This is a genomic window from Promicromonospora sp. NPDC060271 (assembly GCF_042726755.1).
In the GTDB taxonomy this organism is placed as follows: domain Bacteria; phylum Actinomycetota; class Actinomycetes; order Actinomycetales; family Cellulomonadaceae; genus Promicromonospora.
This window is the reverse complement of record NZ_JBHXBG010000153.1, coordinates 1-12749: the sequence shown is the minus strand read 5'-3', so window position 1 is coordinate 12749 and position 12749 is coordinate 1. Positions and strand designations below refer to the sequence as shown.

General features: G+C 73.4%; 16 protein-coding genes. 8 read left to right on the top strand and 8 right to left on the bottom strand.

Features of this window, described 5'->3' with window-relative positions; all coding sequences use genetic code 11:
• Positions 1-71: 71 nt before the first annotated feature.
• The gene (locus ACFWE2_RS20100) at positions 72-695 is read right to left on the bottom strand and encodes an Rv3235 family protein (RefSeq protein WP_377225977.1); all 624 of its coding nucleotides are present in this window, start codon (positions 693-695) and stop codon (positions 72-74) included.
• A gap of 61 nt (positions 696-756) precedes the next feature.
• Complete coding sequence (locus ACFWE2_RS20095; RefSeq protein ID WP_377225976.1) at positions 757-1566, bottom strand: hypothetical protein; 810 nt, start codon at positions 1564-1566, stop codon at positions 757-759.
• Between the two features lie 186 nt (positions 1567-1752).
• Between ACFWE2_RS20095 and ACFWE2_RS20090 the strand changes: the two genes are divergently transcribed.
• Positions 1753-2307 carry a hypothetical protein gene (locus tag ACFWE2_RS20090; protein ID WP_377138617.1) on the top strand — a complete coding sequence of 185 codons (555 nt, stop codon included), beginning with the start codon at positions 1753-1755 and terminating at the stop codon, positions 2305-2307.
• A gap of 109 nt (positions 2308-2416) precedes the next feature.
• Here the strand turns inward: ACFWE2_RS20090 and ACFWE2_RS20085 are convergent, their stop codons facing one another.
• Positions 2417-2635: an AlpA family transcriptional regulator gene (locus ACFWE2_RS20085; protein ID WP_116673897.1), complete on the bottom strand. Its 219-nt coding sequence runs from the start codon at positions 2633-2635 to the stop codon at positions 2417-2419.
• Between the two features lie 207 nt (positions 2636-2842).
• On the opposite strand from ACFWE2_RS20085, the gene ACFWE2_RS20080 reads away from it, so the two are divergent.
• The 3 genes from ACFWE2_RS20080 to hisN all read left to right on the top strand — a co-directional run bounded on the left by ACFWE2_RS20080 (position 2843) and on the right by hisN (position 5698).
• Entirely contained in the window at positions 2843-3523 is a 681-nt protein-coding gene (locus ACFWE2_RS20080) for a hypothetical protein (RefSeq protein ID WP_377225975.1), read from the top strand.
• Positions 3520-4803 carry a CpaE family protein gene (locus ACFWE2_RS20075; RefSeq protein WP_377225974.1) on the top strand — a complete coding sequence of 428 codons (1284 nt, stop codon included), beginning with the start codon at positions 3520-3522 and terminating at the stop codon, positions 4801-4803. The genes ACFWE2_RS20080 and ACFWE2_RS20075 overlap by 4 nt, the downstream gene beginning before the upstream one ends.
• Before the next feature lie 109 nt (positions 4804-4912).
• Entirely contained in the window at positions 4913-5698 is a 786-nt protein-coding gene (gene hisN / locus ACFWE2_RS20070) for a histidinol-phosphatase (RefSeq protein ID WP_377225979.1), read from the top strand.
• Between the two features lie 62 nt (positions 5699-5760).
• Here hisN and ACFWE2_RS20065 read toward each other — a convergent pair whose 3' ends face one another.
• On the bottom strand, positions 5761-6324 hold the full coding sequence (locus ACFWE2_RS20065) for a DUF6912 family protein (RefSeq protein WP_377225973.1): 564 nt from the start codon (positions 6322-6324) through the stop codon (positions 5761-5763).
• Positions 6325-6472: 148 nt separating this feature from the next.
• On the opposite strand from ACFWE2_RS20065, the gene ACFWE2_RS20060 reads away from it, so the two are divergent.
• Both ACFWE2_RS20060 and ACFWE2_RS20055 read left to right on the top strand, forming a co-directional pair.
• The gene (locus tag ACFWE2_RS20060; RefSeq protein WP_377225972.1) at positions 6473-7102 is read left to right on the top strand and encodes a DUF6928 family protein; all 630 of its coding nucleotides are present in this window, start codon (positions 6473-6475) and stop codon (positions 7100-7102) included.
• A gap of 77 nt (positions 7103-7179) precedes the next feature.
• Positions 7180-7608, top strand: a complete 429-nt coding sequence (locus ACFWE2_RS20055) for a VOC family protein (RefSeq protein ID WP_377225971.1) — start codon at positions 7180-7182, stop codon at positions 7606-7608.
• A gap of 26 nt (positions 7609-7634) precedes the next feature.
• On the opposite strand, the gene ACFWE2_RS20050 is transcribed toward ACFWE2_RS20055, so the two are convergent.
• The 4 genes from ACFWE2_RS20050 to ACFWE2_RS20035 are packed head-to-tail and all read right to left on the bottom strand — an operon-like array spanning position 7635 to position 11199.
• On the bottom strand, positions 7635-8180 hold the full coding sequence (locus ACFWE2_RS20050; protein ID WP_377225970.1) for an endonuclease V: 546 nt from the start codon (positions 8178-8180) through the stop codon (positions 7635-7637).
• A 2-nt stretch (positions 8181-8182) separates the two neighbouring features.
• Positions 8183-9319 (bottom strand): ribosome small subunit-dependent GTPase A, encoded by a 1137-nt coding sequence (locus ACFWE2_RS20045; RefSeq protein WP_377225969.1) that lies wholly within the window; start codon positions 9317-9319, stop codon positions 8183-8185.
• Positions 9320-9346: 27 nt separating this feature from the next.
• Positions 9347-10672, bottom strand: a complete 1326-nt coding sequence (gene aroA, locus ACFWE2_RS20040) for a 3-phosphoshikimate 1-carboxyvinyltransferase (protein ID WP_377225968.1) — start codon at positions 10670-10672, stop codon at positions 9347-9349.
• A 53-nt stretch (positions 10673-10725) separates the two neighbouring features.
• The gene (locus tag ACFWE2_RS20035; RefSeq protein ID WP_377225967.1) at positions 10726-11199 is read right to left on the bottom strand and encodes a DoxX family membrane protein; all 474 of its coding nucleotides are present in this window, start codon (positions 11197-11199) and stop codon (positions 10726-10728) included.
• Between the two features lie 428 nt (positions 11200-11627).
• Here ACFWE2_RS20035 and ACFWE2_RS20030 point away from each other — a divergent pair, with 428 nt between their 5' ends.
• The gene (locus ACFWE2_RS20030) at positions 11628-12422 is read left to right on the top strand and encodes a sigma-70 family RNA polymerase sigma factor (RefSeq protein ID WP_377225978.1); all 795 of its coding nucleotides are present in this window, start codon (positions 11628-11630) and stop codon (positions 12420-12422) included.
• Positions 12419-12694, top strand: coding sequence for a mycothiol system anti-sigma-R factor (gene rsrA, locus ACFWE2_RS20025; RefSeq protein WP_377225966.1), 276 nt, complete (start codon positions 12419-12421; stop codon positions 12692-12694). The genes ACFWE2_RS20030 and rsrA overlap by 4 nt, the downstream gene beginning before the upstream one ends.
• The last annotated feature ends 55 nt before the right edge of the window (positions 12695-12749 follow it).

Below are 12749 nucleotides of genomic sequence, written 5' to 3'. Positions count from 1 at the left end.
GGCTGAGCCTGCGGTTCCGCTCCGGGCGCGTGCCTCGTTCCTCGGCCCGCACCCTGCGCTGCACCTCCGGCTCAGCCGATCTCGAGGACCGCTACCCGCCAGACCCCGCGCCGAGCCTCCAGCCGGACTGCCGCTGCCCGGACGCGGCCCTCGTCGTGCAGGATCACCGTCGCCTCGGCGGACGACGTGCCCAGCCGCACCATCCGTACGCGCCGGACCGTCGCCGGATGCGCCTTGGGCCGCGGCGGCGCGCTTCGCTGCGCCTCACGCATGAGCCTTCCGCGCTCCAGGAGCTGGTCGTAGACCTGCGGGGTGACCCAGCGTGCGAGCTGTGCCGCGGGCCGTTCGCCGCGTAGTACCTCCACGGCGGCACGGACCACGCGGCAGACCTGCGCGGTCGGGTCGGGAAGGTCCGGGTCCGGCTCGGGGGCCGGTCGGCCGGCCGCCGCCTCGAGGGCCGCCGCCGCGTTCTGCAGGTCCGGGTAGGGCGTCCCGCCGATCCGCATCCGCCGCATCCGCCGGCCGATCCCCGGCCCGGTGACCGGCCCGACCTGCGGCGTGGCGGGCCGACGAACCGGCGTGGCCGGGGCGGCCGCACGGGTGACCGGCGCCCGGCGGGCTGTCGCGGTCGGCCGTACCTGCCGCGCGGCACCAGGTGCGCTCCGGGCCGGCGGGTCCTGCGGGAGTGTGGTCATGGGGTCTCCTGGGGTGAGGCGGGAGGGGATGGCGGAGGCGCCGCGGCCGGGCGTCGCCCGGTCAGGGCTCGCGCAGCACCATGCCGGGGCGGATCAGGTCGGGGTTCGCGCCCAGCGCCTGACGGTTGGCGTGGTGCCACCGCGTGACGGCGGCGGCGATCTCGGCGTCGGCCGGTGGCGTGCCCGCCTGTTCGGCGGCGAGCCTGCCGGCCGCTATCGCCCAGAGCGTGTCACCGGGTTCGACGACGACCAGCGGCTCGCGCCCGGCCCCGGTGCGCTGGCCCCGGTTGACCAGCGACAATCGCTCGGGTCTCGGCCGGTCGCTCGACGCGGCCGAGTGGTCGGCCGCACGAGCGCCCGTCCGGTCCGCCGGCTGGCGCTCGGTCGGCTGCCAGCCGAGGTCGACGACGACGGCAGCGCCGCCGTCCACGGACGGGTCTGCCCCGGTCGCCAGGTCCGACGCCACGGCGGCAGGCACCGTCAGGGCAAGTCCCACACCGGCACCTGCGGCAGCGCGGGCGAGGCGGCGCACGACGGCCGGCGCGTGCAGGGCGACGGCTCGTTCGCCCGCCGCCCAGCGCGGACCCCAGCGGCCCGCCACGACACAGGCCAGGGCCAGGAACGCATGCAGGCCGACCCAGCCGGCCAGCATCGTGCCCGCTGCGACCGTCGCGAGCTCGACGATGTCCTCGACCGGGAAGAGCGCGGCACCCAGCTCCGAGCCGACCTGCCAGGTGCGTGTTCCGAGCGCGCCGGTGGCGCCGGTGAACGTGACGGCGAGGGTGGCCAGGCCCGCCAGGCCGCGCCGAGCGCTCGTCGGTGGCGTGGTGCGCGCCGTGTGCCCGCCGGGACGGGGGCTGGCGCGGTACACCGGTGGAGTTTCCGGGAGGGCGCTGTTCGTCATGGTTCTCCCTGCGGTGGTCGGCTACTGATTCGATCGGCTCATTCTCACGCTGTTGATAGCTGTTGATGCGCGCCGACAATCGATATTCAACCTCGGTGCCGCTGGGGTGTCCACCGGAGAGCAGGATGGCTGTGGATGACGCAGGGTGACCTCATGGCATTCATGCACCCGGGTGGTCCCACTCGCTGGGAGGCGCTCTTCGGGGACCTCGAGGCGCAGGCCCGCGCGCAGTCGGCGGCCGAGTCCGATGCACTGGTCTCCGAGATGACGCGCGCCGAGCACGCGACGATGACGCTCGCGGACCGGTTCCGCGCCGTCGTCGGGGCGGTGGTGACGCTGGAGCTGCTCGCCGGCGCCCCGCTACGCGGCGTCGTCCGGGAGGCCGCGGACGAGTGGGCGCTGGTGCAGGGCGTCCGGCCCGAGCCGGTCGTCCAGCACCTCGTACCGCTGGCGGCGCTCACCGGGGTGCACGGACTTGCCCGGCAGGCGGCGCCGGCGACGTCGCGGCGTGCCGCGCTGGGGCTGGGCCCGGTGCTACGTGCGCTGCAGCGGGACCGGGCACGGGTCACCGTGCGCACGCTGAGCGGCATCGTGGGCGGCCGGATCGCGCGGGTCGGGCGGGACCACCTCGACATCGATGTACTCGATGATCGTGGAACTCGGCTGGTTCCGTTCAGTGCCTTGCTGGTCGTCAGCGAGGCGCCCTGAATCGTTCAAGATCCTTCAGGATCCCGAACAAATTCCTAAATGGAGAACGGGACCGGTGTCGCTCCGCATCGAGTGCGTCCGGTCCCGTCGGTGTACCGCTGAGGGCCTTTCAGGCGTCCGTGGTCGCCGAGCCCTTGAGCCGTTCGCGGCTCTTTGCATACATGCGCTCGATGTATGCCTCGAGCTCTGCGGCTTCGACGCGCCATACCTTCTTGGGACCCACCTGGATGGCGGGAAGGTCGCCGGTCCGAACCAGTGCATAGCCCTGGGCCATCGAGATGTTCAGGGTCTCGACCACGTCGGCCAGAGAGAGAAAGCGCTTTTCCATGGGAACAGTGTGGCACGAGACACCGACATGAGGGGGTTATCCACAAGAAGTGTCTATCTGATGCCGGATCGGCGACGTTCGATCACTATGGTTCCGGCGCTCTGCCTACGCTGTGCGCCATTCTGTCCGGATCGTCGCTTCGACTCGTACGCGAAGTTGTACGCGAAGGTCTAACCAAAGTCCACCAAAGTACGCGGAAGGTTCGAGATGACGTATGCCCCGGTACCTCCGGGCCCGGGTCAGGCTCTCCCCGAGCCGGTGGCCACGCGGCTGCGCCGCCCACGTTGGCGTGATCCGCGCCTGCTGACCGGCGTCGTCATCGTCGCGGTGTCGGTGGCGCTCGGCTCGTGGGTGGTGTCGTCGGCGAGCCGCACCGTCCCGGCATTCGTCGCGGACGGTGCGCTGACACCCGGCGAGCCCCTCACGATCGACGGGCTCCGTGCCGTCGACGTCCGGCTCGGTGCCGGGACGAGCAGATACCTTCCCGCGGACGAGCCGCTGCCCGCCGACCTCGTGGTGCTCCGTGTGGTGGACGACGGCGAGCTGGTCCCCCTGACCGCGCTCGGCGCCGATGCCGACGTCCGGTCCGTGGCGGTGCCGGTCGCCTCCGGCCTCTCGGACCGGATCCGTGCCGGCGCGGTCGTGGACCTGTGGTTCGTGCCGGACGCCCCGATCGCGCCGGACGCCGCCGACGACAGGCCGGCGCCGAGCACGCTCGCGCGGAACGTCGTGGTCGAGCAGGTGGATGCCGACGAGGGCGGGATGATCGTCGACGGCACGGTGACCCTGCACGTCCTGGTCCCGGCCGACTCGCTACCGACGGTGCTGAGCGCACTGTCGGACTCCGGCACGGTCGCCGTCGTACCGGTGGCGGGTGGCGTCGGATGAGCGAGGAGCGGACGGTCACCGTGCTGCTGGCGGTGCACGCCCCCGAGGTGGAGGCGGACGCCGTCACCGTGCTCGGCGCGCAGCCGCGGGTGACCGTGGCGCGCCGGTGCGCGGAGCTGGCAGAGCTTCTCGCGGCGGCCGAGGCAGGGGCCGGGACGGCCGCCGTCGTCTCGGGGGACCTGCCCGGCCTGGACCGGGAGGCGGTGGCGCGGCTGCGCGGTGCGGGCCTGCGGGTCGTGGCCCTCGAGGACCGGGCGACCCCCGCGGGACGCCTCGCGGGACTTGGCTGCGACGTCGTGGTGGCCGAGGGGGACGCGGAGAACCTCGTCGCCGCTGTGCGTGGCGACGCGCCGGAGGTGGCAGCGCCCGTCGCCACCGTGCCCGACCTCGGGGGCCGGCTCGGCACGATCATCGCGGTCTGGGGCCCTGTCGGGTCGCCGGGCCGGACCACCACCGCCATCGAGCTCGCCGCGGCCCTCGCCGGCGTCGGGACCGCCGCTCCGCGCCGCTCCGGCCTGCTGCGCCGGACGCGTCCGGCGGCGCCGCCGAACGGCGCCCGCTCGGTCCTGCTGGCCGACGCCGACACGTACGCGTCGTCGGTGACCTCTCGGCTCGGGCTGCTCGACGACGCACCGGGCCTCGCGGCCGCGGCCCGCGCGGCAGGGCAGGGCGTGCTCGACGTCGTGTCGCTCGCCCGGCACAGCCCCGTTGTGCTGCCCGGTGTGCGGGTGCTGACCGGCATCACGCGGGCGTCCCGCTGGCCGGAGCTGCCTGCCGCCTCGCTGGACATGGTGTTCCAGCGGTGTCGCGAGCTCGCCGCGTGGACCGTCGTCGACTGCGGCCCCGTCCTGGAGACCGACGAGCTGCTCATGTACGACACGCGTGCGCCCCAGCGCAACGGCGCGACCCTGAGCGCCCTGCAGGCGGCCGACGTCGTCGTGGTGGTCGGCGGTGCGGATCCGGTCGGTCTGCAGCGCCTGGTGCGGGGCCTGGAGGACCTGCGTGATGCCGCGGTGCCCGTGCCGGCGGCACGGCTCGTGGTGGTCAACCGCGTCCGCGACTCCGCCGTCGGGCGGCGGGCCGAGTCCCAGGTGCGCGACGCGCTCGCGCGGTACGCGGGCGTCGACGACGTGCACCTCGTGCCCGACGACCCGGTGGGCCTCGACGCCGCACTGCTGGCGGGCCGGGTGCTCGCCGAGTGCGCCCCGGGCTCCCCGGCACGGGCTGCGTTCGTGGGGCTCGCGAGCCGGGTCCGGGAGCTGGTGCCCGCGGCGGTCTGACGGCTCCGGCGCCAACCGCTCGGGGGCTCCCCGCGTGACAATCGTCCCGATCGGCGCGGCTCGGCGGCGGAAAAGTGAGATCCGGCGCTAGGTTGTGGGCGTGGCCGCCATGACGAAGGACAACTACGCCGACGACCTGCGTCTGGCGCACGTGATCGCCGACCAGGTCGACTCCATCACCATGTCTCGGTTCAAGGCGCTGGACCTCAAGGTCGAGACCAAGCCGGACCTGACGCCGGTCAGCGACGCCGACCGGGCGGCCGAGGACTTCATCCGCGGTCAGCTCGCCCGCGCCCGCACGCGCGATGCGATAGTCGGTGAGGAGTACGGCTCCGCCGGCAACGGCGCGCGGCGCTGGATCGTCGACCCGATCGACGGCACCAAGAACTTCGTGCGCGGCGTCCCCGTGTGGGCCACGCTGATCGCCCTCGCCGACGGCGAGGAGGTCGTCGTCGGCCTGGTCAGCGCGCCGGCGCTGGGTCGCCGCTGGTGGGCGGCGAAGGGTTCGGGCGCGTGGACGGGCAAGTCCCTCGCCGCCGCCTCGCGGATGTCCGTCTCCGGCATCTCCCGGATTGCGGACGCGTCCTTCAGCTACGCGTCCCTCGGCGGCTGGGAGGAGCGCGGCTCGCTCGACGGGTTCCTCAACCTGACGCGGGCCTGCGCGCGCACGCGCGGGTACGGCGACTTCTGGTCGTACATGCTGGTGGCCGACGGCGGGGTCGACATCGCCGCGGAGCCCGAGCTCGAGGTGTACGACATGGCGGCACTCGTGCCCATCGTCACCGAGGCCGGCGGCACGTTCACGTCCCTCGAGGGCAGGCCGGGGCCGTGGGGCGGCAACGCGATCGCGACCAACGGCAAGCTGCACAAGGAAGCGCTCGACTACCTGGGGTGAGCGTCCTTTGGCTGGGGCGGCCGCGGTATCTCGGACCCCGCGGCCTTCGTGGGCAGGTCCCGTCAGGCGCGGGGGATGTTCTTGATCTCGCTCCAGTCGTACCAGAGCAGGTCCCGATCGGTGACGCGTTGCAGCGCCTCGTCCAGCGCCGTGTCCGACTCCGCGCCGACGTCGGCGGTCGACTCGGCGTCGCTCTCCTCGTCCGCCGCCGCGAGCACGTCCGCGATGTCACCGGCGGCCTCCAGCTCGTCGACGTGCACGCAGACGATCGCAACGCCCTCGACGGTGCTGACGACCTCGACCTCCGAGGCGACCGCCTCGTCGTCGTCAGGGTTCCCGGAGGCCGGGCCCCGGACCGGGCCGACGGCCGTGTCCGGCACCTCCACCGTGATGACCACGCGCTGGTGCGCGGCGTCGGGACGGCCGGCGATCAGCGCGAGGGAGTCGTCGGCGGCGTTCAGCGCTGCGATGTACTCGAGCCCCTCGGCGTCCTCGTCGGGCAGCGCTGCCTCGAGGTCCTTCGTGACGGCGTGCACGCGGCGCGGGGCGACGGTCCAGCGGGCAGCCGCGGAGGTGTGGGTGACGGCGTCGAGCTCGTCGAGCGTTGCGGGCACGTAGATGCGCATGTGCTCAGTCTGCCGCGTGCTGGGCAGAGTGCGAGCCTCGACCGCGCAGACGGGTCCGGTGGCGATGTCGGCGGGTGCCCGTACTCTCGTGTGCGGCGCCGGGGCGGGGCGCCGAGGGCAGCCACAGCAGCCGAGGGCGGGAGACAAGATGGGCGCCAAGACAGCGATGCTCGTGTATGCGGACGGCGACGTGGCGGACGGGCTGGCGGACGCGGCGGAGTTCGCGGACGAGGCCGGCGCGGCCGAGCTGCTCGGCCTGCTGTGGCCGCCGGCCCGGATCCAGCCGGACGGTGAGGAACCGTGGGAGCTCGGTGACGCGGTGTTCCCGCCCCAGGGGCGGGCGTGCGCGCTGTCGACGCCGGCGGTGGACGTCCTGTGCGACCAGGCGCTCATGCTCGACCGGCCCTCGCAGCTGCCCGCGCACCTGGTCGACGCGAGCCTCGGCCGCACGCTCTACCTGCACGCCATGCACAGCGCCGTCGACTGGTTCGCCTTCGCGGTGTGGCAGGACGGCGCCCTGGTGCGTTCCCTGAGCCTGTCGCCCGACGACGGGGTGCTCGAGGACACCGGGGACCGGTTCGCGTTCGAGGAGCCGTTCTGGGCGGGCAGGCACCCGGCGGGGGGCGACTACGCCCTGCCGTTCCACCCGCTGGAGCTGGGGGAGCACGCCCTGCGTGAGTTCTTCGGGTTCAACATCGAGGGGGCCGACGACGGCGGCCCGTCCGCCGGCCGGCTGGACCCCTGGGCCGTCGAGCTCTTTGGCTTCCAGGTCGTGTAGGCGCGGACACCCGACACGCCCCGCTCGACAGATCGGCGAAAGACTCGTACATTTGTTCGAGAGCGAGGAGGTCTGTCATGTCCGAACCCACAGCCGTTACAGAACCCGCAGTGATCCCCATGCTGTCCTACCAGGACGGCGTCACCGCCATGGACTGGCTCATCGAGGCCTTCGGCTTCACCGAGGCGGAACGCTGGCTGGACGACGACGGCCATCTCTCCCACGGTGAGCTCGACGCCGGCGGCGGGCGCGTGATGCTGTCGGAGCTCGCGTCGTACGAGGGCCCGGCGGCGCACCGCAAGCACTGCACGGCGGCGGACGCGTGGCTGTCGACGCCCTGGGTGATCGACGGGGTGCTGGTCCGCGTGGCCGATATCGACGCCCACTTCGCCCGTGCGCAGGCGGCCGGCGCCGGTCTGCTCTCCGAGATCGAGGAGGCGCCGTACGGCAGGCTGTACCGCGCCGAGGACGTGGAGGGTCACCGCTGGATGTTCCTCCAGCCGTGAGCCCAGGCGTGAGTCGGCCCTGAGCCTCAGGCGGCGGGTACCGCCCCACGCGCCAGCCGGTCGACGCGGCGCAGCGCGTCCGGGAACCGCGCCTCGCCCGCCATGGCGCGCACCAGGGCCGCGGCGTCGTCGACCGGCATGCCGGACGCCGTGACGTACAGCGGCCGGGCCGACAGGCCGCGCAGCACCTCGGCGGCATGCGTCGCCGTGTGGAACCGGGTCTTGGCGACCCCGACGACGACGGGCGCCAGACCGGCCGAGGCCACGTGGGCGCCCAGCCCGGGGCTGCCCTCGGGGTCGAGGTCCACGTACCCGTCGACGATCAGCAGGTCCACCGGCGCGACGCCGGACAGCACCCGTTCGAGGGCCGGCAGCTCGCGCTCGTAGAACCTGCCGGGCTGGTATGCCGCCACCTGCTCGACGAGCACCGTACGTTCGTCGACGAGAGTGGTGAACGCGGCGTCCTCGGCAACGACGAGCGCCGCCCGTGCCCCGCCGTCGTCCAGGTACTGCACGTCCACCGCGGCGTAGCGTGAGACGTCCATCGCGCCGTGGCGCGAGAAGTCGGTCACGGTCAGGCGTCCGAGCCGGTCCGCGACGAGAGCAGGCGGCGGAACGAGGTGAGCCGGGCCGTACGGGCGGGCCGTTCGTCCTCCGGGGAGGCCGCTATCCACTCGTCGAGCGCGCAGTCCGGCGCGTCCGCGAGGTGCGTGCAGCCGCGCGGGCACTCCTGGGCCACGTCGTCGAGGTCGTCGAAGGCCCGCAGCAGGTGCGACACCTCGACGTGCGCGAGGCCGAAGGAGCGGACACCCGGGGTGTCGATCACCCAGCCGTCGAAGGTGTCGGCGGACGCGTCGTCCGCCGGCGACGCGGGCAGGGCGAGCGCGACCGCGGACGTCGAGGTGTGCCGGCCGCGGCCCGTCACGTCGTTGACCACACCGGTCGCCCGTTTGGCGTCGGGCACCAGGGCGTTGATCAGCGTGGACTTGCCGACGCCGGAGTGGCCGACCAGCACGGACACGAGGCCGCGCAGCCTCTCACGGACCTCCTCGACCGACTCGGGGGCCAGGACCATGCCGCCGGCCGTCTCGCCGGCGACGTTCGCCCGGTCGGCCTCGTCGCCGGACGCCTCCCTGCGGGTCACCACCACCTCGACGCCGAGCGGCTCGTAGAGCTCGCGCAGCGCGTCGGGGGAGGCCAGGTCGGCCTTGGTCAGGCAGAGCAGGACCGACATGCCCGCGTCGTAGGCCGCGACGACGCAGCGGTCGATCATGCCGGTCCGCGGCTCGGGCTGGGCGAGCGCCGTGACGATGACGAGCTGGTCCGCGTTGGCGACGACTATCCGCTCGTACGGGTCGGTGTCGTCGGCGGTGCGGCGCAGCGTCGAGGTCCGCTCCTGGATGCGCACGATCCGGGCGAGCGAACCCTCGCCGCCCGACACGTCGCCGACGACGTCCACCCGGTCGCCGACGACCACTCGGGTGCGGGTCAGCTCGCGGGCCTTCATCGCGGTCACGGTCCGCTCGGCCGGCGTGCCGGCCGCGCCGCCGTCGGCATCCTTGACCAGGAGCGTGTACCGCCCGCGGTCCACGCCGGTGACCAGGCCGGTCACGGCGTCGGAGTGTTCGGGCCGCCGCTTGGTGCGGGGGCGCGAGCCGCGCTTGGACGGGCGGGAGCGGAAGTCCGACTCGTCGATGCCGCGGCGGCCCATCAGGCGGGTCCCATCAGCAAGCGCTCATCAGGAGGCCGAGCCGAGCATGCGGAGCCACATGCCGGTGAAGTCGGGCAGCGTCTTCGCCGTCGTGCCGACGTTCTCCACCCGCACGCCGGGCACGCGCAGCCCGAGCAGTGCGGCCGACGTCGCCATGCGGTGGTCCGCGTAGGTGCGCACGACGTCGCCGTGCAGCGGCCGGGGGGTGATCACCAGGCCGTCGCGGGTCTCCTCGGCCTGTCCGCCGAGTCGCGTGATCTCGCGGGCCAGCGCGGCCAGGCGGTCGGTCTCGTGGCCGCGCAGGTGCGCGATGCCGCGGAGCCTGGAGGGGGAGTCCGCCAGCGCGGCCAGCGCCGCGAAGGTGGGTGCGAGCTCGCCCCCGGCACGCAGGTCGACGTCGATCCCGTGGATCTCGCCCGTCCCCGTCACGGCGAGGACGCCGTCGGCAAGGGTGTAGGTGCCGCCCATGCGCTCCAGCAGCTCGGGAACCATGGCGCCGGGCTGGGTGGTCAGCGTCGGCCAGCCGGGGATACGGACGGTGCCGCCGGCCACCAGCGCGGAGGCCAGGAACGGCGCCGCGTTGGAGAGGTCGGGCTCGACGCGGACGTCGCGGGCCGCGATCGGCCCCGGGGAGACGCCCCACATGCCGTCACGCGAGTCGTCGACCACGACGCCGGCGTCGCGCAGCGTGGCGACCGTCATCTCGATGTGCGGCAGGCTCGGGAGCGTGGCGCCGATGTGCCGCAGGGTGAGGCCGCGCTCGAAACGCGCGGCCGCGAGCAGGAGGCCGGAGACGAACTGCGAGGACCCCGAGGCGTCGACGTCGACGGCGCCGCCCGGCACGCTGCCCCGGCCCTCAACGGTGAACGGGAGATGGGTGGGCAGGTCGGCGTGTTCCGGCCCGGCCTCCGGGTCGTGCACCGTGACACCGAGCGTGCGCAGCGCGGCCAGCACGGGCAGCATCGGGCGGACGCGGGCCTCCGGGTCACCGTCGAACCGGACCGGGCCGTCGGCGAGCGCCGCGACCGGGGGCAGGAACCGCATGACGGTCCCGGCCAGGCCGGTGTCCACCTCCGTGCCGCCGGTCACGGGGCCGGGTGTCACGTGGAGGGTGCTCGGGTGGTCACCCACCTCGATGTGGGCGCCGAGGGTGCGCAGGGCGCGGATCATGAGGTCGGCGTCCCGGCTGCGCAGGGCACCGCGCAGGGTGCCTGGCCCATCCGCGAGCGCCGCGAGCACCAGGAGCCGGTTGGTGAGGGACTTGCTGCCGGGTACCTCGACCGTCGCGTCCAGCGGGGCGCCGGCGAGCGGCGCCTCCCAAGTCGGTGCGGGCGCGGTGGTGGAGGAGGTCATGTGCCGAGATTATCGCGGACCGCGCCGGAGCAGCGGCTCCGTGTCGCCGTGCGTCAGACCTTGACCGCGGCGGCCTTCGCCTCCGCGCGTGCGGCACGTGCCTGCTGGACCCGCCAGGACAGCCCCGGCCGGCCCTCGAGGTCGGCACCCGCGATGAGGGCGGCACCAACGGAGGCGAGGTTGTGCAGGAACCGGTCGGTGCGCACGGGGCGCTCTTCCTTCGGGGCGGTGAAGGGCTGGTTCACCACGGCGAGCGGCAGCGTGAGCAGGGCCAGCGCGAGCGCGGAGGCGCGTGGCACCTTGCCGAGCGCGAGCAGCGTGCCGGCGGCCGCCGTGGCGATCCCGTGGGCGCGGACGAGCGTGGTGACCTGCTTCTCGCTGAGCGGTTCGGCGCCCAGCGCCTGGGTGGCCAGGGCGGACCCGGACCTGGCCGCGGCCACGTGCTCGCTCGGGTTCCGGGCAGCCTGCACTCCGTCGTAGATGAACGACGATGCCAGCAGGGGTCGCGCGATGTGTCGAAGCAGCATGCCTCCACCTTGGCAGATCAGGGCGACGAATGCAGCAGGATGGCGGCACGGGGGACGCCGGGAATTCGCCGCAGCGGGCGAGGGTTGAACCCCTCGTGGAGCGATGCCTCGAGAAGGATCTGGTGAAGAGCAGGGTGATCGACACGGTGACGGACACGGCAACCGGCACGGCGGCCGGCATGACGACCGACATGACGACCGACATGGTGACCGGCGGAGTGATCGGCGCGGGGACGAACCCGATGTCGGGCGTGACCGCGGGTTCGACGTCGGGCGCGCAGGTGGCGCCCGTGATGTTCGGCGCGGTCCCGCCGCACCTGCTCGGCACGGACGTCGACCAGGTGCTGTCCTCGGCGAAGGCGACGGCGGACGCCCTGTCGGCGGCCCTGGCGAACACGGGCTGGCCGACGAGGCTAGGCTCGAGTGCGATGACTGACACTTCCCGCGAGCAGAACCAGGGTGCCGACGAGCCGGGCACCGAGGTCGGGGCGCGCCCCGGCATGAGCGCGAGCGAGGGTGTTGTCGGATCCACGGAAGCGACCGCGGCCGAGAGCACCACTGAGCCCAGCACCGTGACCGGCCCGGATACCACGGGCGCGGACGGCGACGACGAGAGCACCGAGCGCTCCCCGCAGGAGGAGGACGCGACGGCTCGCGCCGCGCGGTTCGAGCGGGACGCGCTCCAGTACCTCGACCAGCTCTACTCGGCGGCGCTGCGCATGACGCGCAACCCCGCGGACGCCGAGGACCTGGTGCAGGAGACGTTCGCCAAGGCGTTCGCCGCGTTCCACCAGTACCGGCCGGGCACCAACCTGAAGGCCTGGCTGTACCGCATCCTCACGAACACGTTCATCAACAGCTATCGCAAGAAGCAGCGGGAACCGCAGCAGTCCCAGGCGGAGGACGTCGAGGACTGGCAGATCGCGCGCGCGGCGTCGCACACGTCGCGCGGCCTGCGATCGGCGGAGGTCGAGGCGCTGGACCGGCTGCCGGACAGTGATGTGAAGCGGGCGCTCGCCGAGCTCCCGGAGGATCGGCGGATGGTCGTGTACTACGCCGACGTCGAGGGCTTCCCCTACAAGGAGATCGCCGAGATCATGGGAACTCCGATCGGGACGGTGATGTCCCGGCTCCACCGCGGACGACGGCAGCTGCGTGAGCTCCTCGCCGACTATGCCGCCCAGCGAGGACTCGTCAGCCAGGCGCCCGGAGGTGCGCAGTGAACAACATCGAACCCATCCCGCACGACACGGCGGGGGAGTCCGAGTGCGAGCACGCACTGAAACACCTTTACGAGTACCTGGACTCCGAGATGACGCCGGAGGACGAGACGCGCATGCGCGCGCACGTCGCCCACTGCTCGCCGTGCCTGGCGGAGCTGAGCGTCGAGGACCTCGTGAAGCAGCTCGTGCGCCGTTCCTGCAGCGAGCGCGCACCCGACACGCTGCGGATACGCATCCACGAGCAGCTGACGGTCATGACCGTCGCCGAGTGACCCGTCCGGCCGGGCGCGGTCGGGCATGACGAAGGGCCGGGACCCCATGGGGTCC

Bases quoted from the DNA above. Each gene is read 5' to 3' on its own strand.
- ACFWE2_RS20030 (WP_377225978.1), top strand. From the start codon at position 11,628: ATGACTGACACTTCCCGCGAGCAGAACCAGGGTGCCGACGAGCCGGGC.
- ACFWE2_RS20085 (WP_116673897.1), bottom strand. From the start codon at position 2,635: ATGGAAAAGCGCTTTCTCTCTCTGGCCGACGTGGTCGAGACCCTGAAC.
- ACFWE2_RS20065 (WP_377225973.1), bottom strand. From the start codon at position 6,324: ATGCGCATCTACGTGCCCGCAACGCTCGACGAGCTCGACGCCGTCACC.
- ACFWE2_RS20045 (WP_377225969.1), bottom strand. From the start codon at position 9,319: ATGGGCCGCCGCGGCATCGACGAGTCGGACTTCCGCTCCCGCCCGTCC.
- ACFWE2_RS20075 (WP_377225974.1), top strand. From the start codon at position 3,520: ATGAGCGAGGAGCGGACGGTCACCGTGCTGCTGGCGGTGCACGCCCCC.
- ACFWE2_RS20060 (WP_377225972.1), top strand. From the start codon at position 6,473: ATGGGCGCCAAGACAGCGATGCTCGTGTATGCGGACGGCGACGTGGCG.
- ACFWE2_RS20035 (WP_377225967.1), bottom strand. From the start codon at position 11,199: ATGCTGCTTCGACACATCGCGCGACCCCTGCTGGCATCGTCGTTCATC.
- ACFWE2_RS20055 (WP_377225971.1), top strand. From the start codon at position 7,180: ATGTCCGAACCCACAGCCGTTACAGAACCCGCAGTGATCCCCATGCTG.
- ACFWE2_RS20100 (WP_377225977.1), bottom strand. From the start codon at position 695: ATGACCACACTCCCGCAGGACCCGCCGGCCCGGAGCGCACCTGGTGCC.
- ACFWE2_RS20090 (WP_377138617.1), top strand. From the start codon at position 1,753: ATGGCATTCATGCACCCGGGTGGTCCCACTCGCTGGGAGGCGCTCTTC.
- ACFWE2_RS20080 (WP_377225975.1), top strand. From the start codon at position 2,843: ATGACGTATGCCCCGGTACCTCCGGGCCCGGGTCAGGCTCTCCCCGAG.
- aroA (WP_377225968.1), bottom strand. From the start codon at position 10,672: ATGACCTCCTCCACCACCGCGCCCGCACCGACTTGGGAGGCGCCGCTC.
- hisN (WP_377225979.1), top strand. From the start codon at position 4,913: ATGACGAAGGACAACTACGCCGACGACCTGCGTCTGGCGCACGTGATC.